Annotated in this window: 18 protein-coding genes and 3 pseudogenes; 6 read left to right on the top strand and 15 right to left on the bottom strand. The window is 60.8% G+C overall.

Translation table 11 applies throughout. The features are described 5' to 3' along the window. Positions 1–153: 153 nt before the first annotated feature. Positions 154–966, top strand: coding sequence for a substrate-binding periplasmic protein (locus ACZZ0D_RS26360; RefSeq protein WP_212545066.1), 813 nt, complete (start codon positions 154–156; stop codon positions 964–966). Between the two features lie 223 nt (positions 967–1,189). Beyond that, on the top strand, positions 1,190–3,070 hold the full coding sequence (locus ACZZ0D_RS26355; RefSeq protein ID WP_463554648.1) for a DEAD/DEAH box helicase: 1,881 nt from the start codon (positions 1,190–1,192) through the stop codon (positions 3,068–3,070). A 330-nt stretch (positions 3,071–3,400) separates the two neighbouring features. On the opposite strand, the pseudogene ACZZ0D_RS26350 reads toward ACZZ0D_RS26355, so the two are convergent. The 3 genes and pseudogenes from ACZZ0D_RS26350 to ACZZ0D_RS26340 form a co-directional block, all read right to left on the bottom strand. Next, positions 3,401–3,977 (bottom strand): annotated as a pseudogene (locus tag ACZZ0D_RS26350) (YceI family protein). Positions 3,978–4,008: 31 nt separating this feature from the next. After that, positions 4,009–4,560 (bottom strand): cytochrome b, encoded by a 552-nt coding sequence (locus tag ACZZ0D_RS26345; protein WP_053124660.1) that lies wholly within the window; start codon positions 4,558–4,560, stop codon positions 4,009–4,011. 338 nt (positions 4,561–4,898) lie between these two features. Then, positions 4,899–6,662, bottom strand: a complete 1,764-nt coding sequence (locus tag ACZZ0D_RS26340) for a flavin monoamine oxidase family protein (RefSeq protein WP_463554647.1) — start codon at positions 6,660–6,662, stop codon at positions 4,899–4,901. A gap of 222 nt (positions 6,663–6,884) precedes the next feature. Between ACZZ0D_RS26340 and ACZZ0D_RS26335 the strand changes: the two genes are divergently transcribed. Beyond that, entirely contained in the window at positions 6,885–8,291 is a 1,407-nt protein-coding gene (locus ACZZ0D_RS26335; RefSeq protein ID WP_212550140.1) for an adenosylmethionine--8-amino-7-oxononanoate transaminase, read from the top strand. A 152-nt stretch (positions 8,292–8,443) separates the two neighbouring features. Next, positions 8,444–9,163 (top strand): 16S rRNA (uracil(1498)-N(3))-methyltransferase, encoded by a 720-nt coding sequence (locus ACZZ0D_RS26330; protein WP_282358748.1) that lies wholly within the window; start codon positions 8,444–8,446, stop codon positions 9,161–9,163. A 90-nt stretch (positions 9,164–9,253) separates the two neighbouring features. On the opposite strand, the pseudogene ACZZ0D_RS26325 reads toward ACZZ0D_RS26330, so the two are convergent. Both ACZZ0D_RS26325 and ACZZ0D_RS26320 read right to left on the bottom strand, forming a co-directional pair. Continuing rightward, a pseudogene (locus ACZZ0D_RS26325) lies at positions 9,254–10,015 on the bottom strand (transporter substrate-binding domain-containing protein); the annotation flags it as partial. A 51-nt stretch (positions 10,016–10,066) separates the two neighbouring features. After that, positions 10,067–11,308, bottom strand: a complete 1,242-nt coding sequence (locus tag ACZZ0D_RS26320; protein WP_463554646.1) for a D-amino acid dehydrogenase — start codon at positions 11,306–11,308, stop codon at positions 10,067–10,069. 108 nt (positions 11,309–11,416) lie between these two features. Here ACZZ0D_RS26320 and ACZZ0D_RS26315 point away from each other — a divergent pair, with 108 nt between their 5' ends. After that, positions 11,417–12,328, top strand: a complete 912-nt coding sequence (locus tag ACZZ0D_RS26315; protein WP_463554645.1) for a LysR family transcriptional regulator — start codon at positions 11,417–11,419, stop codon at positions 12,326–12,328. A gap of 102 nt (positions 12,329–12,430) precedes the next feature. Here the strand turns inward: ACZZ0D_RS26315 and trhA are convergent, their stop codons facing one another. Continuing rightward, entirely contained in the window at positions 12,431–13,048 is a 618-nt protein-coding gene (gene trhA / locus ACZZ0D_RS26310; RefSeq protein WP_053124673.1) for a PAQR family membrane homeostasis protein TrhA, read from the bottom strand. A gap of 208 nt (positions 13,049–13,256) precedes the next feature. On the opposite strand from trhA, the gene ACZZ0D_RS26305 reads away from it, so the two are divergent. Continuing rightward, positions 13,257–14,171, top strand: a complete 915-nt coding sequence (locus ACZZ0D_RS26305; RefSeq protein ID WP_463554644.1) for a LysR family transcriptional regulator — start codon at positions 13,257–13,259, stop codon at positions 14,169–14,171. 105 nt (positions 14,172–14,276) lie between these two features. On the opposite strand, the gene madM is transcribed toward ACZZ0D_RS26305, so the two are convergent. The 9 genes and pseudogenes from madM to mdcA all read right to left on the bottom strand — a co-directional run bounded on the left by madM (position 14,277) and on the right by mdcA (position 21,505). Beyond that, positions 14,277–15,041: a malonate transporter subunit MadM gene (madM, locus tag ACZZ0D_RS26300; protein WP_283438490.1), complete on the bottom strand. Its 765-nt coding sequence runs from the start codon at positions 15,039–15,041 to the stop codon at positions 14,277–14,279. Between the two features lie 5 nt (positions 15,042–15,046). Continuing rightward, entirely contained in the window at positions 15,047–15,439 is a 393-nt protein-coding gene (gene madL, locus ACZZ0D_RS26295; protein ID WP_463554643.1) for a malonate transporter subunit MadL, read from the bottom strand. 66 nt (positions 15,440–15,505) lie between these two features. Continuing rightward, the gene (gene mdcH, locus ACZZ0D_RS26290; protein WP_463554642.1) at positions 15,506–16,426 is read right to left on the bottom strand and encodes a malonate decarboxylase subunit epsilon; all 921 of its coding nucleotides are present in this window, start codon (positions 16,424–16,426) and stop codon (positions 15,506–15,508) included. Further along, entirely contained in the window at positions 16,423–17,043 is a 621-nt protein-coding gene (locus tag ACZZ0D_RS26285; protein ID WP_463554641.1) for a malonate decarboxylase holo-ACP synthase, read from the bottom strand. The genes mdcH and ACZZ0D_RS26285 overlap by 4 nt, the downstream gene beginning before the upstream one ends. After that, complete coding sequence (gene mdcE, locus ACZZ0D_RS26280; RefSeq protein ID WP_463554640.1) at positions 17,037–17,822, bottom strand: biotin-independent malonate decarboxylase subunit gamma; 786 nt, start codon at positions 17,820–17,822, stop codon at positions 17,037–17,039. The genes ACZZ0D_RS26285 and mdcE overlap by 7 nt, the downstream gene beginning before the upstream one ends. Beyond that, positions 17,819–18,670 carry a biotin-independent malonate decarboxylase subunit beta gene (locus ACZZ0D_RS26275; protein ID WP_123454272.1) on the bottom strand — a complete coding sequence of 284 codons (852 nt, stop codon included), beginning with the start codon at positions 18,668–18,670 and terminating at the stop codon, positions 17,819–17,821. The genes mdcE and ACZZ0D_RS26275 overlap by 4 nt, the downstream gene beginning before the upstream one ends. Next, positions 18,663–18,962 (bottom strand): malonate decarboxylase subunit delta, encoded by a 300-nt coding sequence (locus tag ACZZ0D_RS26270; RefSeq protein WP_007913697.1) that lies wholly within the window; start codon positions 18,960–18,962, stop codon positions 18,663–18,665. The genes ACZZ0D_RS26275 and ACZZ0D_RS26270 overlap by 8 nt, the downstream gene beginning before the upstream one ends. Then, a complete protein-coding gene (locus ACZZ0D_RS26265; RefSeq protein WP_463554639.1) occupies positions 18,962–19,834 on the bottom strand; it encodes a triphosphoribosyl-dephospho-CoA synthase in 873 nt (290 codons plus the stop codon). Before ACZZ0D_RS26265 ends, ACZZ0D_RS26270 begins: the two co-directional genes overlap by 1 nt. After that, a pseudogene (mdcA, locus tag ACZZ0D_RS26260) lies at positions 19,834–21,505 on the bottom strand (malonate decarboxylase subunit alpha). Before mdcA ends, ACZZ0D_RS26265 begins: the two are co-directional and overlap by 1 nt. Between the last annotated feature and the right edge of the window lie 178 nt (positions 21,506–21,683).

Genomic DNA, 21,683 nt, shown 5'->3' with positions numbered 1-21,683 from the left:
AAAAGATCGCAGCCTTCGGCAGCTCCTACACAGGGTGATTAATACCAATGTAGGAGCTGCCGCAGGCTGCGATCTTTTGCTTTTAAACGCCCGAAACAGAGCATCTGCTGCCACCTTCTGGCTCTTTCGCGTTTCTCGTCGTAATCTCAAGCCATGCCCTTGATCACACAGTTATTCGCCGTGCTGGTTTTTGCTTGCCTGAGCTTCGCTGCTCGAGGCGAGAAGTTGCGTATTGTCACCGAGCCGTGGGCGCCTTACGTCTACGAAGAGAACGGCAAAAACCTCGGGCTTGACTACGAAACCACCGCTATTGTCTTCAAACGGCTGGGCATCGAAGTCGAATGGCAGTTCCTGCCGTGGAAGCGTTGCCTGTCGATGCTCGAAACCGGTCAGGCCGACGGTGCGCTGGATATCTTTCACAGCGATGAGCGCGACGCCACCCTGCTCTACCCGAGCGAACCGTTGTCGGACGTCGAGTTCGTGATGTTCTACGCCAACGATCGACCGCACCCGTTCAGCACACTCGAAGAACTCAAAGGCCTGACCATAGGCACCTCGCCGGGCTATCTATATAGCCCCGACTTCAGCAATTCGACTCTGTTTACTCGCGAACCGGCGCCGACCCACGAGGCCAACTTCGGCAAACTTGTGCGTGGTCGTATCGACTTGCTGATCACCGATCGCCGCGTCGGTCAGCACTTGCTCGATGAACTGGATATCCGCAATCAGATCACTGAAAACCCGACCGTGATTAGCCGCCAGAGCCAGTTTTTGGCGGTTCGGCGCAATGCTGGCATGGATTTACTGGTGCAGCGTTTCGGTGCCGAGCTCAAGCGTTTCAAGCGCGAACCGGCCTACGCCGAGCTAAGCGCGCGCTATGGCGCGGCCCCGTCCGATGTCGCGCCGCTGGGCAATGCCTCGGCCAGCCGCAAAACCGTTGAGCAGCAGGAAAGCAGCGCGCAGTGATTGCTCTGTTATACTCCGGCGTTCCCGCCAGGCTCACGCCCGGACGCCCGGAACCGTAAAAGGCCTCTCGACCCGCTACAGCGCAGCTTCCCAGCCCGCGCGAGCACTCCAGACGTGCCTTCGGAACCGCAGCACTAACCGGACGGGATTGCGTCCTCTTAAACGTGATTCGCGCCAGGCAAGACTCCCATTGGGCCAAGCCCTAACTAAAACAGGATTACTCATGTCCTTTGCTTCCCTCGGTCTCTCCGAGGCTTTAGTCCGCGCCATCGAAGATGCGGGCTATACCGAGCCTACTCCGGTGCAACAGCGGGCCATTCCCGCCGTGTTGCAAGGTCGCGACCTGATGGTGGCGGCTCAGACAGGTACCGGTAAAACCGGCGGTTTCGCCCTTCCGATCCTGGAGCGGTTGTTCCCCAACGGTCACCCGGACAAATCCCAGCGTCATGGCCCGCGCCAACCGCGCGTACTGGTCCTGACCCCGACCCGCGAACTCGCGGCCCAGGTACACGAGAGCTTCAAGATCTACGCCCGTGACCTGAAATTCGTCAGCGCCTGCATCTTCGGCGGCGTCGGCATGAACCCACAGGTTCAGGCCATGTCCCGTGGTGTCGACGTGCTCGTCGCCTGCCCGGGTCGTTTGCTCGATCTGTGTGGCCAGGGCAGCGTTGACCTGTCCCACGTGGAAATCCTCGTCCTCGACGAAGCCGACCGCATGCTCGACATGGGCTTCGTGCACGACGTGAAGAAAGTCCTCGCGCGCCTGCCGTCCAAGCGTCAGAACCTGCTGTTCTCGGCGACGTTCTCCAAGGACATCACCGACCTCGCCGGCAAGCTGCTGCACAACCCGGAACGCATCGAAGTGACGCCGCCGAACACCACGGTCGAGCGCATCGAACAACGCGTCTTCCGTCTGCCGGCCAGCCACAAGCGTGCGCTGCTGGCGCACCTGATCACTGCCGGCGCGTGGGAACAGGTGCTGGTCTTCACTCGCACCAAGCACGGCGCCAACCGTCTGGCCGAATACCTGGACAAACACGGCCTGCCGGCTGTGGCGATCCACGGTAACAAGAGCCAGAACGCGCGCACCAAAGCGCTGGCCGACTTCAAGGCCAACCAGGTACGCATTCTGGTAGCCACCGACATCGCCGCACGCGGTCTCGACATCGATCAGTTGCCACACGTGGTCAACTTCGAACTGCCGAACGTCGATGAAGATTACGTACACCGTATCGGCCGTACCGGCCGTGCCGGTCGTTCGGGCGAGGCGATTTCGCTGGTCGCACCGGACGAAGAAAAACTGCTGAAAAGCATCGAACGCATGACCAAGCAGAAAATCGCCGACGGCGACCTGATGGGCTTCGATTCGAGCACCATTGAAGCCGAGAAGCCGGAAGTGCGTGAGCGTCCGGACGTGCGTAACCCGCGCAATCCACGTGGCCCACGCGGCGACGGGCCGAATGGCGGCGGCGGTGGCGGCGGTCGTAAAGACAAAGGCAAAGACAAGGGCAAAGAGAAACCGGCCGGCGAACGTGGCGAGCGTCCTGCCCGTCAGCAGAAACCGCGCGAAGGCACCCCGGCCCGTGAGCAGCGTCCAAGCCAGCCGCCACGTGCGGCAGCTGATCGTGCGCCGGACGAGTTCCTCGATGACGATGTGGATAACTTCGGTAACCGCGTTGACTACGTGCCCAAGCCGGCTCCGGCTGGCGGTCGCGGCCGTCGTCCAGGCGCACCGGCTCAAGGTGCTGGCGCAGGTTCGGGCGCACCTCGTGGCGGTCAGCCACAAGGTCGCCAGAACGGCCCGCGCAACAGCAACGGTTCGAGCACCGGCACCCCACCGGCCAAACGCAGCGGCCCGCGCAACGGCGCACCGCGTGATGGTCAGCCGGCGCGTCGCGATGACACTTCGTCGTCGCGCAACCGCCGTCCAGCCCGTGACGATCAGCCACGCAGCGAGCCAGCCGTGCAAAACCCGCGCAGCACTGGCCCGAAGATCATGCACAAGGAATCGAAAGCCGACCGCTTCCCGACGCCTGAACAGCTCGATCAACTGCCAAGCCGCCCACGTGGCGAAAAACCAGCCTTGCTGACCCGCAATCGCTGAGTTAACGCTGCACTGAAAAATGCCCCGCCTCGAAAGAGCCGGGGCATTTTTTATCCCTCCGCCACTATTCCTGATTCACCACAATCCCCCTGTGTACACCACCCCTGTGGCGAGGGGATTTATCCCCGATCGGCTGCGAAGCAGTCGCAGATCAAGCGAACGCGGTCCGTCAGATGCACCGCGTTGTAGATTTTGGGGCCGCTGCGCGACCCATCGGGGATAAATCCCCTCACCACAAAAAGCCCGCCCCCACAGGGAATTGTGTTGTGACGGGCAATAAAAAACGCCCCCGGCCTTTCAACCGGGGGCGTTTTTGTGTGGCGGGGAAAGTTACTTAACTTTCACGCCTTCCAGCGAGATGTCCAGATCTGCAGTTTGCGAGGTACGGACCTGGGCCCTTGATCCCGAAATCGTTCAGGTTCAGGGTGGTGGTGGCGTTGAAGCCAGCACGCTCGCCGCCCCATGGATCCTTGCCTTCGCCGTTGAACGTGGCCTTGAAGGTCACAGGCTTGGTCACGCCGTGCAGGGTCAGGTCGCCAGTCACGTCAGCGGTCTTTTCACCGGTCGATTTAACGGCGGTGGAAACGAACTTGGCGTCAGCAAACTTGCCAACATCGAGGAAGTCTTTGCTGGCGATGTGCTTGTCACGCTCAGCGTGGTTCGACCACAGACTGGCGGTTTTCACGTCTACAGCGATCTTGCTGGCTTCAGGCTTGGCCGAATCCCACGAGAAGGTACCGTCGAAATCTTTGAAAGTACCGTGGATGAAGCTGTAACCCAGGTGGCTGATTTTCCAGTCAACGAAGGCGTGCTGGCCTTCCTTGTCGATTTTGTAGTCCGCTGCCATGGCCTGAGCCGAGAGCAGTGCAGAACCGATTGCCAGAGCGGCCAGAGTCTTTTTCAACATGCTTTCTTTTCCTTTGAGTCGAGGTTGAATTTCAGGCTTTGCGACCGAGCATTCGCGTCAGGGTCACATCACGATCGATAAAGTGGTGCTTCAAAGCTGCCAACGCATGGAGACCGGAAAAAATTACCAGTATCCACGCCAGCCACAGGTGAATCACCCCAGCGGTATCTGCCTGATCCGGTAGCCCGGAAAGCAGTGCAGGAACTTCAAACAGGCCAAACACCGGGATCCCGACACCGTCTGCGGTGGAAATCAGGTAACCGGCAATCATCACAGCGAACAGCGCGAGATACAGAAACCCGTGACCGAACTTGGCGCCGAGACGGGTCATGCGGCTGTAGCTTTGCAGCGTCGGCGGCGGTGGGCTGATAAAGCGCCACAGCACCCGTAACACCATCACGGCCAGCAATACCAGGCCGATGCTCTTGTGCAGATCCGGCGCCTCTTTGCGCCAGCTGCTGTAGTAATCCAGCCCGACCATCCACAGACCCAGCGCAAACAATCCGAAGACCACCAGCGCCACGCCCCAGTGCATGAAGATGCTGACCCAACCGTAGCGCGAAGAAGAGTTACGTAGCTGCATTGCCCAAATCCTGTGAGAACTGCGAACCAAGACTAGCGAGTTATCTATCGAATTAAAGCGGAAAATTTCGCTTTGAAAGATCGAGAAATACGATCAAGAGTCTGTAAGTGGCGTGTTAAGGAAAGATTAACGGGGAAAGTGTGGCGGGATGTTGTTTCTAAGCAATGGATTTGTGTTGGCAGAGCTGGCCCTATCGCGAGCAGGCTCACTCCTACAGTTGGCCGTATTCCAACTGAAGAAATGCGATCCCCTGTAGGAGTGAGCCTGCTCGCGATAGCAATCTGAAAGGCAAAAAAAAGCGCGGCATAAACGCCGCGCTTCTTCATTCACCGCAAGGCTTACTGCGCCTTGGTCTCGGTCGTTGCAGCAGGCTTGGCCGCTGGCTTCTTCGCCGGCTCAGCCTTCTTCGCTGCCGGTTTCGCCGCAGGCTTTTTCGCTTCGGTTTTAGCCGCCGGCTTCTTCGCCGCAGGCTTGGCCGCCGCTTTCTTCGCCGGTGCAGCTTTCACTGGTGCCGCAGGCTTCGGTGCTTCCACCGGAGCTGGCGCAGGTGCCGGAGTCGGCGCAGGTGCTGGTGCTACCGGAGCAGGAGCCGGCTCTGGCGCCTTCACTGGCTCAGGCTTCTTCTCGTCATCCGAACCACCAAACAGGTTGCTGAAGAAGTTGCCCTTCTTCGCCGCCACGGCACCCGCCGCCGCTGCTGCAGCCGGCACCACTTTCACCGGTTCGAAGGATTTGCCCGCCGCCAGATCTTCAACCTGACTGGCCGCACGCTGACCGGTGCGCAGTGCGCCTTCCAGCGTGCCCGGGTACAAGGTGTCGGTGTGTTCGCCAGCGAACGCTACGCGTTGCAGCGGACGTTCCCACAGGCGCCAGAACTTGCTGATCTGGCCCGGGCCGTAAGCCAGGTAAGCGCCGCCCATCGACGGGTCGGTGCTGTAGCGGCGGATTTCATAACCGGTGAACGAGCCACGGGCCTGTGGATAAAACGCGTGCAAACGGATCAGTACCTGATCGACCATCTGCTTGTCGCCGAACGCCTGCATCACGCGGGCATTGTCGCCGGACAGGTTGATCACCACGTTGGCGCCGCCCTTCAGCGCAGGCTCGATCCAGAGCATGCCGAGACCGGTGTTGCTGTAGATCTCGCCGGACATGCGCGCCTTGGGTTCCCACACTGGCGTCTTGAACTTCAGCATGATCTGGTCGCGCCAGCCGTAGTTGGTGCCTTTGATGGCGGCCAGGTGCTGAGCATCCAGCGCCGGCGTCAGGGCAATCTTGTTCAGCGCACGCAGCGGCACGGCCAACACGACGTAGTCCGCCTGGTAGCCAACGCTGCCGACTTTGACGGTAACGCCGTCCTTGTCCTGAACGATCGCCGATACCGGCGAGTTGGTCTTGATGGTTTTGATCTGTTTGACGAACGCCTGCGCCAGCACCTGGCTGCCGCCGACCAGACGCGAAGCACGCAGGTCACGGTCGGAAACGCCGCGATAAACGCGGTTCTGCTGCGCGAAGTACAGCAGCGACAGACGCGAAGGTTCGTCGTAGTGAGTGCGGATGTCCTGGTTGATCAACTGACGCGCAGTGGCCGGCAGGTTCTGCCGGTCGAGCCAGCTCGCCACGGTGATCTGATCCAGCGCGTGCAGGGTGTTGTTCGCGGCCGGGTTCTGCGGATCATCGATCGAACGCGCCAGGTCATCGACGGTTTTCTCGTAACGCTTGATCGCTTCGGCGGTGGCCGGTTGCTTGGTTGCCAGATCAGCGGCGGAGAAATACTCGCCGTCGATCAGATAACTCGGCGTACGCACGAATTCCGGCGCGGGCGTGGTGCCCAGCTTGAACGTCGACACGTACTTGTTCAGCACCGGCTGCGTCTTGTCGTTGCCGATCCACTCGCTGGTGGCCATGCCCGAGCGCCCGCCCATGCTCGGTTTGGCTTCCAGCAGCGTGACCTGCCAGCCCTTGTTTTGCAGTTCGTAAGCGGCGGTCAGACCCGACAGGCCGCCGCCGATCACGATTGCAGTTTTATCCTTGGCCAGCGCCGTAACGCTGAACAGCCCCAACATCACCAGCGCACAGGCGCGCAGCCAACCGACAGACATTCAGCGAACTCCGGAAATAACACAGAAAAAAGCAGTTGTGCGGGTCAGACGACCCAAAGAACCGCGAAGAATACGTTAGCCATCAAAACGCCGCCAGCGACGTCTATCGGCTCATACAAAGTAGCTCAATCGACACAATGGGTTGTTCCCGCGCGACGCATTGCATAGGCTTGCGCGATTGTTTGCCCGCGCCTGACGCGAGCCGCCTCGAGGAGACTGTAAATGGGCCTGAATAACCAGTGGATGCAACGCGACCTCGCGGTGTTGTGGCATCCCTGCACCCAGATGAAAGACCACGAACAGCTGCCGCTGATCCCGATCAAGCGCGGTGAAGGCGTGTGGCTCGAAGACTTCGAAGGCAAGCGCTACCTCGATGCGGTCAGCTCGTGGTGGGTCAACGTATTCGGCCACGCCAACCCGCGGATCAACCAGCGCATCAAGGATCAGGTCGATCAGCTGGAGCACGTGATTCTGGCCGGCTTCAGCCATCAACCGGTGATCGAGCTGTCCGAGCGTCTGGTGAAGATGACGCCGGAAGGCCTGAACCGGGTGTTCTACGCCGATAACGGTTCGTCCTGCATCGAAGTCGCGCTGAAAATGAGCTTTCACTACTGGCTCAATCGCGGCCAACCGAACAAAAAGCGCTTCGTCACCCTGACCAACAGCTACCACGGCGAAACCATGGCGGCGATGGCGGTCGGCGACGTACCGCTGTTCACCGAAACCTACAAAGCGCTGCTGATGGACACCATCAAAGTGCCGAGCCCGGATTGCTACGGCCGCCCCGACGGCATGAGCTGGGAAGAACATTCGCGCAACATGTTTGCGGCCATGGAACAGACCCTGGCAGAGAATCATGACAGCGTCGCGGCAGTGATCGTCGAGCCGTTGATTCAGGGCGCTGGCGGCATGCGCATGTATCACCCGGTGTATCTCAAGCTGCTGCGTGAATCCTGCGATCGCTACGGCGTGCATTTGATCCTCGACGAAATCGCCGTTGGTTTCGGTCGCACCGGGACAATGTTTGCCTGTGAACAGGCCGGCATTCGCCCGGACTTCCTCTGCCTGTCGAAAGCCCTGACCGGCGGCTATTTGCCGCTGGCGGCGTGCCTGACCACCGATGAAGTCTACAGTGCGTTCTACGACGACTATCCAACCTTGCGCGCCTTCCTCCATTCGCACAGCTACACCGGCAACCCGCTGGCGTGCGCGGCGGCACTGGCGACGCTGGATATCTTCGAGCACGACAACGTCATCGAGAACAACAAGGCCCTCGCGCAGCGCATGGCCTCGGCCACGGCGCATCTGGTCGATCACCCGAACGTCTCCGAAGTGCGCCAGACCGGCATGGTGCTGGCCATCGAGATGGTCAAGGATAAAGCCACCAAAGAGGCCTACCCTTGGCAGGAGCGTCGCGGCTTGAAGGTGTTCCAGCATGCGCTGGAGCGCGGCGCGTTGCTGCGACCGCTGGGCAGCGTGGTGTATTTCCTGCCGCCGTACGTGATCACCCCGGAGCAGATCGACTTCCTCGCCGAAGTCGCCAGCGAAGGCATCGACATTGCTACGCGTGACAGCGTCAGCGTGGCCGTGCCAAAAGACTTCCACCCCGGTTTCCGCGATCCGGGTTGATCACGCTTACTTTAGATTTTCAGTGTCTGGACTGATGCTTTCGCGAGCAAGCCCGCTCCCACATTTGGAATGCATTCCCCTGTGGGAGCGGGCTTGCTCGCGAATGAAGTCGACACCGATCCAACTGATTCACATTTTTCCAGAGACCCGAAATGAGACTGTCCCGCTTCTTTATCGACGCCCCCCTGAGCACCGGCGAACACGAATTGCCGGAGGCCCAGGCGCATTACATCAGCCGCGTGCTGCGCATGGCCGAGGGCGATGCGGTGCAGATGTTCGACGGTTCCGGCCATGAGTTTCGCGGCGTCCTGCTGGAAGTCGGCAAGAAGCGCGTGACCGTGCAGATCAACGAGCAGTTCGCCGGTCAGGTTGAATCGCCGCTGCACATCCACCTCGGTCAGGGTCTGTCCCGTGGCGAGCGCATGGATTGGGCGATTCAGAAAGCCACCGAGCTGGGCGTGAATGAAATCACGCCGATCTTCAGTGATCGCTGCGAAGTCCGCCTCAAAGACGAACGCGCCGATAAACGCCTGCTGCACTGGCGTCAGGTAGCGATCAGTGCGTGTGAACAATGTGGTCGTTCGCGAGTGCCGGTGATTCACCCGCCGGTGTTGTTGGCGGACTGGATCAAGCAGACCGAAGCCGAGTTGAAACTGGTGCTACACCCGGTGGCGGAGCCGTTGGTGAGTCATGCGAAACCGGCGACGCTGGCGTTTCTGATCGGGCCTGAGGGCGGGTTGACGGATGCTGAGGTTGAGCAGGCCAAGGGCAACGGTTTCCATGCGGCCCGGCTTGGGCCTCGGGTATTGCGCACCGAGACTGCGCCGGTGGTTGCATTGGCGGTGGCTCAACAGCTTTGGGGTGATTTTTAGGGCCCCTTCGCGAGCAAGCCCGCTCCCACATGGGTACTTGGGTGGACACATATTTTGTGTTCACTGAAGATCCAATGTGGGAGCGGGCTACAGATCCGCCAACGCGCCATTCACCAGCGCCAGAAACTGCGGATCATCCTTGCGCACCATGCAGCTGTAGATTTCCCGCGACTGCTCCTCCCCCACCACCACCCAGTTATGCGGATCGCGCGCCTTGGCCCGCTCGCCGTAGAGCAACGCGTCGTCCATATAGAACGCCGCTGCACGTCCCGACTCGAGCATCTGGAACGCCTCGCCATGATCCTTGGCGCTGATCACTGACATATCGAGTTTGTGATCGTGGTTGTAGCTCTTCAGGTAGCGCTCGTTGGTCGTGCCCGCCGTGGTCACCACGTTCTTGCCGCGCAGGTCGTCGAAGCTTTTGATGCCGCTGTCCTTGGCCGTCAGCAACTGGCCTTTGACGTAGATGAACCCATAGGAAAACGACACCTGTTTCTGCCGCTCGGCGGTGACGCCGGTGGAGCCGCACTCAAGGTCGACCGTGCCGTTCTGCACCAGCGGAATCCGTGTCTGCGAAGTGACAAGGTTGTACTTCACTTTCAAATCCGGCCGCGCCAATTGCTGCTGAATGCGCTCGACAATCTTGCCCGCCAGATCCACCGAATAACCCATCGGTTTGCCGGTGTTGTCGCCCACGTAAGAGAACGGCACCGAGGCGTCGCGATAGCCCAGGGTGATGCTGTTGGCGCTGGCGATCTTGCCGAGCGTGCCGGTCAGCGGCGCCTCATTGGCGTGGGCCTGACTGCCGATCAGCAGTCCCAACGTACAGGCAAGCAACGTGATTTTTTGCATTGTTATTCTCCGTTGTCGGTGTGGTTGTTTGAGCGGTAAAGCGTGTATCAGTTACGCCGCACGGGGATTGAAACCGTGCAGATCGATTGAGGTGCGCTGTTGGCCAATCAGCTCGCGGAGCAACTGGCCGCTGCCGCACGCAAGGGTAAAACCGAGCGCACCGTGACCGAGATTCAGCCATAGATTGCGATAGGCCGTGGCGCCCAAAAGAGGCACACCGGTTGGCGTTGCCGGACGCATACCGGCCCACTCGACAGCGGCGTCGTAGTTTCCGGCCTCGGGAAAAGTGTCGCGGGCCTGACGTTTGATCAGCGCCAATCGCTGCGGATCAACTGCCGGATCGAAGCCGACAATATCCACCATCGCCGCCACGCGCAGTTGTTCGCCGATGCGCGCGTAAACGATTTTGCGGTCGTAGTCGGTGATGCTCACGTCGGGCGCGTGGTGCTCGCTGCCGATTGGCACGGTCAAGCTGTAGCCCTTCAGCGGGTACAGAGGTAAACGTAAACCGGGCAGCGCCAGCAATGAACTGCGATGGCCGGCGGCGATGACCAGTTGCTCGACGGGCAGCGTTTCACCGCCCAACTCGATAGCGGTGACCGCGCCGTTACTGTGCCGAATCGCGGTCACTGGTTGGCCGAGGCGAAACTCGCAACGCCCGGACGCCTTCAATCGCGCCGCCAGTTGCTGACAGAAACCGTGGCAATCGCCGACCTCTTCGTCCGGCGTATAGATCGCACCCACGAACGGTGCATCGGCCAGCGCCGGTTCCAGTTGCGCGCATTCGCTGGCGGACATCACCTGCTGTTGCTGCGGATCGGCCAGGCCTTTGCGTGCATGCTCAAAGCTGCCGGCGTTGCGGAAGGTCACCAGTTTGCCGTTGCGCCGCCAGTTGAATCCGTCCAGCCCATCGTCCTCGCGCCAGCGCTTCAGCGTGCTCTGACTGAACAGCGCCAAACGCAGCAGATGCGCGGCATTTTCACGGTTGACCGAAGTGCGACAGGCGGCAAGAAACGCCGCCATCCAGCGCCATTGCGCTGGATCCAGACGCGGACGCAGCTTGAGCGGTGAGTCGCCGCGCAGCATCCAGCCAATCGCCTGCACCGGCACGCCGGCATCGGCCAGCGGTGCGACGTAGCGATAGGACAACTGGCCGCCGTTGGCAAAACTGGTCTCGCTGCCGAGCGCATCACGCGCCTCGATCACCGTCACTTCAAAGCCGTCGCGCACCAGCGCATAGGCCGTTGCCAGACCGATCACGCCACCGCCGATGATGCACACACGCTGAACCATTGCCGCCTCTGAATCCTGCTAAAGACGGATCCGAGGTTAGAGCCAGGTGACAGCCGCCGGACAATGAATAAAGATGCCCAAACCATAAACAAAGGTTATGGACTCGCCATGCGTCTACGTCACATCGAGATTTTCCAGGCCATTCGCCAAACCGGCTCGGTCAGCGGCGCCGCGCAGTTGCTGCACGTCTCGCAACCGGCGGTCAGCAAGGTGTTGCAGCACGCTGAGCAGCAACTGGGGTTTCCGTTGTTCCTGCGCGTGCGGGGCAAGTTGCAGGCGACCCCGGAAGCGCTGGAGCTGGAGCGCGAAGTCGACAAGGTCACGGAAAGCCTGCAAGGCGTGCGGCGTCTGGCGCAGAGCCTGCGCCGCGAGCCGGGACACAGTTTGCGCATCGGCGCGACGCCGGCGCTGGCCTTGTCGCTGCTGCCGCCGGCGATTCATCAGTGGACAACGCGCTACCCGGACATCGCCTGCGAACTGTCCAGCGCGCACAGCCGCGAGCTGATGCAGAATTTGTTGATGCGCGAAGTGGATGTCGCGCTGACCTTGCAGTTGCCCGATCACCCGGGATTGAAGGCGCAGGCGCTGGCTTCAGGGGTGCTGGTGGCGTTGGCGCCGAAGGATTTCTGGCCGGTTGAAGAGGCAGGAAAACCGTTGCCGTTGATGGCGCTGGCGGGGGCGTCATTGATTGGTTTGTCGAGTGCGGATCCGTTGGCGGCGCGGCTCGACAGTTACCTGGAAGCGGTCGAACCGCCGCCGCTGGTGCGGATTGCCGTGCAGACGTATTCACTGGCGCGGGCGATGGTGGAATCGGGTGCGGGGGTGGCGGTGATTGATCCGTTTACTGCGCTCGGCGCGTCATCGGCAACTACCACGATTCGCCCGCTGGCCCCGCCGCTGCCGATCACCCTGTACGCCGTGACCCGCGCCAGCGAACCACCGCCGCATACCCTCAACGATCTGCTGAAAATCTTCAGCGATCGCGCGCAAGAACAACTGGATGAACTCGTTCCCCTGTAGGAGTGAGCCTGCTCGCGATCGCGGTGGATCAGCCAAAAACTCTGTCGCCTGACCTGACGCTATCGCGAGCAGGCTCACTCCTACAGGGGGATGGTGGCGTGCCTAAAGGACATAAAACATAATCGCCACAAAGTGCAGCAGACTCCCGGCGATCACGAACAAATGCCAGATCCCGTGCGCATGCCGCAAGCGATGATCAAGGGCAAAAAAGATAATCCCCACCGTGTACAAAACCCCGCCCGACGCCAGCCAGGCAAACCCGGTCGTGCCCAGCGCCGCAATCAAAGGCTTCACCGCTACCAACACAATCCAGCCCATCACCGCGTAAATCACGATCGACAGAATCCGCGCCTCTGAACGCGGTTTGATCTCTTGCAGAATACCGATCAGCGCCAGCCCCCAGACAATCCCGAACAACGTCCAGCCCCACGGCCCGCGCAGGGTTACCAGGCAGAATGGCGTGTAACTGCCGGCGATCAACAGGTAGATCGAAAAGTGATCGACCTTTTTCATGATCGCTTTCTTGCGCCCGCGCACGCTGTGGTACACGGTCGAGGCGCTGTAGAGCACCAGCAAGGTGAACGCATAAATCGCCACACTGACAATCTTCCACGGGCTGCCGTCGAGGCAGGCGATCACCAACATCCACACGCCACCCACAAATGCTGCGACCGCCCCGACCAAATGGGTCCAGGCGTTCAATCGTTCTCCGTGATACATGTATTGCTCACCTCACATTCATTACCGCAGCGCGCAAGGCTCGGGCCTTGAGCGTAAAAGCGCAATGTTTCTGTTCAAAGCCAAGATCAAAAGATCGCAGCCTTCGGCAGCTCCTACAGGTGATCGCATTCCAATGTAGGAGCTGCCGAAGGCTGCGATCTTTTGATCTTCCGTGCACAATCGGCCGATACCAAAAAGAGTCCGCGCCATGCTGATCGACGAAGAGTTGACCCTGAAAAAACTCGAGGTGTTCCTCGCTTTCATGCGCACCGGCAACCTCGCCCGTGCTGCGGCCGAGCTGCAGACCAGCAACGTCAGCGTGCACCGCGCCATTCATTCGCTGGAAAGTGCCTTGCGCTGCCCGTTGTTCAAACACGAAGGCCGCAACCTGACGCCGCTGGAAAGCGCTTACGTCCTCGAAGAACGCGCGCAGAAGTTAATCAACGATGTCGTCGAAAGCGTACGCCTGACCCGCGAAGCTGCCGGATTCTCCGCCGAACGTTTCAAACTCGGCTCCCTGTATTCGCTGACGGTAAAAACCGTACCGCAACTGATCATGGGCCTGAAGATCCGTCGCAGCGAACTCAACATCGACCTGATCCTCGGCTCGAACATCGACCTGCTCTACAAGCTGAAAAACATGGAGGTCGACGCGATTCTGGTGTCGCTGGACGACAGCATCAACGACCCGGACTGCGAGCAGATTGCGCTGTTCTCCGACGACATCTTCCTCGCCACCCCGGCGGATTCAAAGTTTGCTCAGCGCAGTGAAGTCGATCTGGCGGAAGTGCGTGATGAAACGTTCATCACCCTGACCCAGGGCTTTGCCACGCATCAGGACGGTAACCGGGTGTTCAAGCAGGCGGGGTTCGAGCCGAAAGTGGCAATGCAGGTGAATGACATTTTCACGCTGTTGAGCATGGTCAGTTCGGGGGTGGGTTATGCGTTGCTGCCGGGGCGGATTGCGGCGGTGTATGAGAACCGGGTGAAGCTGATTCCGTTGCAGGCGAAGTATCGGTTGCAGCAGCACATTGGCGTGGTGTTTTTGAAGGCCAAGGAGCGCGATCCGAATTTGCTGGCGTTGCTGGCGGAGTGTCGGATGTACGCCAATCGCCAGATCTGATACCGAGTCGCGCCCTTCGCGAGCAAGCCCGCTCCCACATTTGGAATGCGTTCCCCTGTGGGAGCGGGCTTGCTCGCGAAGGCGTCTGTCCCGACAACTAATGTCTCAGCCCATCAACCCGCGCATCGCCAAAAACAACACCGAAGGCCCAAGCAAACACCCCAGCGCGGTATAAAACGCCGCTGTCAGACAGCCGTAAGGCACCAGCTTCGGATCCGTCGCCGCCAACCCGCCGGCAACACCGCTGGACGTGCCCATCAAGCCGCCGAAAATCACAGCACTGCGCGGGTTATTCAGACCGATCATCGGTGCCACAAACGGTGTCATCACCATCACCAGAATCGCCTTGATCAACCCCGCCGCAATCGATAGCGCCATCACCTCGGAACTCGCGCCAATCGCCGCGCCAGTTACCGGCCCGACGATGTAGGTCACCGCACCCGCGCCAATGGTGGTCAGGCTCACTGCATCGGTATAACCGAACGCCATCGCCACACCGACCCCGGCGACAAACGACGTACCGACACCCACAAACAGCGCCAGCACACCGACGAACCCGGCACGCTTGAGCTCTTCCACACTCACGCCAAACGCCGTGGCAACAATCGCGAAATCGCGCAACATAGCGCCGCCAAGCAAGCCAATACCCGACAACAAGGGAATATCCACCACGCCCTTCTGCCCGCCAGTCAGCGCGCCGCCGACATACGACAGCACCAGGCCCAACAGAATAGCGATGGCCGAGCCGTGCAAGCGTCCTTTGGTGAAGGTGTTGGACATCCAGTAGGACACCCACATGGTCAGGCCGACAATCAGGAAACCGCTGATCAAACCGTAGCCGGTGATCACTTTCATCATCGATTCGTACATGGCGATTACCCCGCAGTCTTGGCTGGAGCAACCGGCGCCGGTTCCTTGTTACCAAGGCGCACGAGCACAGGCACCATGGCGAAGGCGATCACCACGGCGAGCGTCCCGGCGAGGATTGCCATCGGGCCGCCCTTCAGTGCGCCGTAGACGTTTTGCTGCGCGGCCATGGCCACCACGATGGGAATGTAGATGGCGCTCCAGAACTCCACGCCCTGCTCGGTCTTGCCTTTGAGCCAGCCGCTTTTGTTTAGGTAACTGCCCAGACCGATCAACAGCAGCATCGCGATACCGACACCGCCGACGTTGGCCGGCACGCCGATCAGCTTGCCGAGCAACTCACCGACCCAGATACCCACCAGCGTACAAAAGGCGAGAAACGCCACACCGTAAATAATCATTGTTGTAGTCCTCAAAGTGCATCGTCGAATGTTGTTTTTGTTGTTCGAAGCTTGAGTCGCGGCGGTTTAGGGTTGGCGGCTACCCTCCTCACGCAGCAGCGCTTGCAGGGTGTCGAGGCGAGCGCTGTCGAAGGCCGCCACAGTACCTTGTTCGAATACGCGGCGCGCAAGGCCGGTCAGGACTGCACCGGGCGGTAATTCGATCTGTAGCCGTACGCCGCGCTCGTAAGCGCTTTGCACGGTGCCGCGCCAATCCACCACGCGGCACATGTTGAAGGCGAGGTCGTCGCGCAGCGCTTCGACTTTGCTCACAGGGCGTGCGCGACTGCCGCTCAGGTAGGCGATCTGCGGTGTCTTCAACTCGACTTTGGCGAAGGCCTCAGCGAGGGTTTGCGCCGGTTTCTCCAGCAGCGGACAGTGCGACGGTACGCTCACCGCCAGACGTTTTGCCAGACCAGCGCCACTACTGCGCGCCAGTTCCGCGACCGCTTGCATCGCCTCGTCACTGCCAGCAATCACCACCTGGTTGTCGGCGTTGATGTTGGCCAGATACACCGGCGAATCCTCGCTGTGCACCTGCGCCAGCAGCGTTTCGACTGTGGATAATTGCAGGCCGATGATCGCGGTCATGCCATAGCCTTGTGGATAAGCCTGTTGCATCAACTCACCGCGCAGGCTGACCAGGTGCAACGCATCGCCGAAGCTCAAGGCCCCCGCAACCACTGCTGCGGGATAAGCGCCTATGGACAGACCGGCGACGTAATCCGCCGTGAGTCCGTCCTGCAACAACTGCCGTGAAGCCGCGACGCCAGCGATCAGCAGGCAGAGTTGAACGGCTCTAGTCGCGCGCAATGTTTCAGCAGAATCGAGTAGCAAAACATCTTCACCAAGCACATCACTGGCCTCGACCAGCGTTTCCCGAGGGAAGCGCTGAAGCATGCCTGCCTGCTGCGCACCCTGACCGGGAAACACCAGCAGACTGCTCACGCTGCCTGCTCCTGCGGGTTCCACGGATCAATCACCAGACAGGCCTGATGAGCGTTTTTCAGCAGCACGCGCGCCGAGCCGCCGGCCCATTCACGCAACGCCACAGCACCGAATGGCGTCTGCAATTGCATGTCAATCCGGCACGCGGCTTGATCGAAAAGCTCAACGAACTTGCTTGCCTGATTACGCGTGATCATCTGCGGTGTCCGCAAAATCAAATCGAGATCGCTGGCCGCGTGCATCGCGGTAAAACCACTGGCCAATTCAAACCCGACACTGCCGCTGACTCCCCAGACCCAACCGCAATCGTCGAGCATCGGCCGCAGTTGTTTGAGCGCCTGCATGACTGGCAGATCGCGCTCGCTGTCGACCTGACACAGCGCTTCCGGGCTGACCCGACAGGCAATCGAATCGACCGCCATAAACGCCGCCAAGCGCTGCTCGCGCAACACACCGCGCACGCCGACCGCGATAAAACCCTCATCGCTCAGCGCCCGCCGCACCACCACCGGTTGCCCGGCGCTGAGCGACTCGACGGCCCACAACGGCGCATCCGCCGGCAGCTGCGCCGGGGTCATGCCCCAGAGCAGATCGTGGGCCAGAGGGCTGCTCACCACTGCGCCCTCAACAGTTCGCGCACACGGCTGGAGGCAGCACGATTTTTTGCGCCGAGACGATTGCTCAAGTCAGCACCGGTGATATCACCGATGGCTTGCTTGAGGCACTCGTTGACCCTTGATAGATCCTCTGCGGTTGGCTGTTCAATCTGCTGCACCGACAGGGTTTCCCAGAGCAATCCGAGACTCGCATAACTGTCGATGTCATAGGCCATCGGCGGCACGCTGGCGGCCAGCGCTTCCAGTTCTTCAACACTGCGCAAGGTCACCCGCGCCGCCGACGCCTTGCCCATCGCATGCACCATCACGCCCGGATCACGCAGCGCGATCAAACGATTCGCCTGATAACCATGAGCGAGAAACGCCCCGGACATCGCTTTCCCCACCAACAACGCAATCACCGGATGCCCGGCCAAACGCGCACGGGCATAACTGTCCGCCGCACCGGCCAGCGCCTGATGAATGCCGAGCGCTTCTTCGCGGCGACCATAAGCCTGGCTCGGCACATCGACGATGGCGATGATCGGGCGCTTCTGCGCTTTATCGCGGTCAGCCGTGATCGCGTCATCCACAGCCTTGGCCAGACCCCAGCCTTCGAGCAAGCCGACTTCGCCATTACGAGCACGCGGAAAACGATTGTCCGGGTCAGCGACCACAGCGATAAAACGCCCCAGTTCAGCGTCAGCAACCCTCAACGATGGCGGCAGTCCTTCAACACTTCTAGCGCCCGCACTCAAGGCGTTAAACCAGTTCAAACCGCGCAATGAATAGCCGCTCATGAGCGCTCTCCTTGATACAGATCGCGAACCACCGACGGTTCGATTTGCGGGTCAGTGTTCAGACTGCTCAGGCGTTGCAGGAACCACTCGGCGCGCTGGCTGCGTGGCTGTGCCGGCAAACCCTGCTGCAATAATTCACCCACCTGCTGACGAATCTTCGCCACGTCATCAGCGACATAACGATCCACCAGTCCACTGGCGAAACGCTGCTCGCCGCCAGTCAGGCTCCAAATAAAAGGCCGGTCGCGAGAGTCGTATTCTTCGATCCCGGCTTCCTGCTCAATCACCTGCGGGCCGTTCAAACCAAGGCGTGCTTCCTGAGTCACCAGCAAATAACTGCACAGCGCAGCGGCAATCGACATGCCGCCAAAGCACCCAACACTGCCAGCGACCACACCGACCACCGGTTGGTACTGCTGCAAATCGACAATCGCCGCATGAATATCAGCAATCGCCGCCAGCCCGAGATTGGCTTCCTGCAAGCGCACACCACCGGTTTCCAGCAGCAGCACCGCGCGGGTCGGAATACCTTTGCGGTTGTCTTCAGCCGCCAGTTCCAGCGCACCGGCAATCTTCGCCCCGCCGACTTCGCCAAGGCTGCCGCCCTGAAACGCGCCTTCAATCGCGGCGATCACCACCGGCAAACCGTCGAGGCTGCCCTTGGCAATCACCACGCCGTCATCGGCCTGCGGCACCACGCCTTGACGTTCAAGCCACGGCGACATCACCCGTTGAAACGGATCAAGCAACTCGCGAAAGCTGCCGGCATCGAGCAAGGCTTTCGCCCGTTGCCGCGCGCCGAGTTCGACGAAGCTGTGTTTGTTGAGCAACGCGGCGCTGTCAGTCATGGCCGATCTCCTCGAAACCTTGTTCCAGTCGCAAACGCACCACCCCCGGCGTCGCGCCGAAATCGTGGATATCGATGGCCATTGCTGGCGGCGTGGTGCCGTCGAACATCCGCGCAAACAGATGCTGCCAGCGCAGTTGCGCGCCGTTGACCGAAGTCTGCACATTGATCGTCAGCTTGCCGGCCAAGCCCGGTTCGATCAGCACTTCCAGATCACCCGAACCGACACAACCGACCAGCGCGCGACCGCGTGGCGGCTGCCCGGCGGGGAATTCAAACGATAGGGTTTCCATCAAAACGCTCCCTGAAGGATGCCGTTGTGCTCGATACGGTCGAGCAGCAGCGTGGCGGCGAGCAAGTCGGCGGCGCCACCGGGCGAGGCATTCAATGCGATGAGTTGTTGATCCAGTTCGTGCAGCCGGCGGCGACCGCTGAGGCTGGCGCTGCCACCGGCGTCGAGCACCGCTTGCGCGCCGAGTTGCATGGCCTGCAAACCCTCTTCGCCGGCGCGGTAGAGCACGCAGGTGTCGGCCAGATTGGTCATGATTGCGAGCAAGGCGTCGAGCCGGGCGTTCTGTTCGCCGCTGGCGTTGGCGCGGCTGCGTTTGAGTTGTGGCAGACCGCGTTGCAACACCGAAGGGAAGCCGAGTTGTGCTTCTTCGCGAGCGCCGCGTGCGCCGTAACGCAGAGCGACTTGGGCGCCGTGGCTTAGGGGTTTGGGTGCGTGGCGATCGTCCAGCAAGGCCAGACGTGCGGCGCGTAGGGTCACCGCATTGGCGCTGGAGGATTGCGGTTCCAGCGCAGCAGCCGTCACCAACAATCCCAGCGCCCAGATCGCCCCACGATGGGTGTTCACACCGTTGGTGGTGGTGAGCATCGCTTGTTCGCCTTCGCGCCCGATGCGACCAATCGCTTCGCGCAACGTTGAATCGACTTCACCGATTGCAACCGCCGCTTCAGCCATTTCCTTGAACGCCGGCCACAACGACAGTGCCGAAGCGTGCATCAGACCCAAGTGCAGATCGGTGTGCGCGCCGTTGCCGCGACGGTCGACCAGTGCCGGTTTCGGCGACAGATCGGCTTCGTCGATCAACGCGTCCACCGCCAGATCGGCCAATCGATCAGCCAGGGACAGCGGTTTCGCTTGCAGGTTAAATGCGTGCATTACCAGCTCCTGAATTTCGCGGGCGGGTTGTACAGGCCGCCTGAACCACTCGACCAGATCGGCCACGCTTTTCGCCGCGAGCAATTCGCGGGTGGCGTCGGTGCGGCGGATACCGAGGTCTTCGGGCAAGGCGATCAGCCCTTCGCGGCGCATGCGTTCGGTGTCTTTCGGGTTGTGGCGCAGGCCGATGGCGGTGACACCCGCGACGGCGGCGATCATCGCCTGGCGTTCTTCCAGCGAACGCGCCTTGTACAGGTAGGCGATGCCTTCTTCGGTCAGCAGGTGGGTGACGTCGTCGCCGTAGATCATGATCGGTGCCAGCGGCATGCCGCTTTTCTTCGCCACTTCCACGGCATCGAGGGTTTCAACGAAGGTCGGTTTGCCGCCCTCCTGGAAGGTCTCGACCATTTGCACCACGAGTTTCTTGCCACGTTCGAGCATCGGTTGCTGCGAGTCGTCGTGGCGCATGTCCAGCCACGCCGGGGTGCCGTGACGCCGACCGCGCGGGTCGTGGCCCATGTTCGGCGCGCCACCGAAACCGGCGAGGCGGCCACGGGTTACGGTCGAGGAATGGCCATCGCCATCGACCTGCAACGTCGCGCCGATAAACAGATCCACCGCGTATTGCCCGGCCAGTTGGCAGAACATCCGGTTGGAACGCAGCGAGCCGTCGCGGCCGGTGAAGAACACGTCCGGGCGCGCAGCGATGTAGTTTTCCATGCCCAGTTCGGTGCCGAAGCAATGCACGCTTTCGACCCAGCCACTTTCGATCGCCGGGATCAATGTCGGGTGCGGATTGAGCGTCCAGTTGCGGCAAATCTTGCCTTTGAGGCCGAGGGATTCGCCGTAGGTCGGCAGGATCAATTCGATGGCGGCGGTGTTGAAACCGATGCCGTGGTTGAGCGACTGCACGTTGTGTTTTTCGTAGATGCCGCGAATCGCCATCATCGCCATCAACACGTGCACAGGCTTGATGTGGCGTGGGTCGCGGGTGAACAGCGGTTCGATGTAGAACGGTTTGTCAGCCACCACGACAAAGTCGACCCATGAGGCGGGAATATCAACGCGTGGCAATTCGCTGACGTCGTCGACCAATTGGTTGACCTGGACGATGACGATGCCGTCGCTGAACGCGGCCGGTTCGATCAGCGCCGGGGTGTCTTCGGTGCTTGGGCCGGTGTAGATGTTACCGGCGCGGTCGGCCATGAAACCGGCTGAGAGCACGACATTGGGGATCAGATCCACCACCAGTCGCGCATAGAGTTCTATGTAGGTGTGGATTGCGCCGATTTCCAGCAGGCCGTCTTCGAGCAATTGGCTGATGCGCAGGCTTTGGGTGCCGGCGAAGGAGAAATCGAGCTTGCGGGCGATACCGCGTTCGAACAGATCGAGGTGCTCGGAGCGGCCGACGCTGGGCATGATCATGTGCAGGTCGTGAAGCTTTTCCGGGTCGACCTTGGCCAGCGAGCGCGAGAGGAAATCCGCCTGCTTCTGATTGTTGCCCTCCAGCACCACACGGTCGCCGGGATGGATCAGCGCTTCGAGCGCGGCGACGATCTTGTCGGTGGGCAACACCACACCGTCGGCCAGCCCGCGCACCTTGTCGAGGCGGCGCTGCTTCTCATCGCGCCGCCGCGTCCAGCGCGAGTCGGGGGAAATTGTTGTTGTCATGCTCACTCCACGGGGTTCGCTGTCGTGGAGCTAAGGTAGGCGCGTGGGGTGGGGGCATCAATCAAGCACGGTGGTGAATCATTACGCTCAGAGTAATGGTTGAGAAACGCCCTGTAGGAGCTGTCGAGTGAAACGAGGCTGCGATCTTTTGATCTTCAACATCAAAAGATCGCAGCGT

This window comes from Pseudomonas sp. AC193 (genome assembly GCF_979258075.1).
Note: the sequence above shows the minus strand (reverse complement) of the source record. Positions and strands in the feature narration are given on the sequence as shown.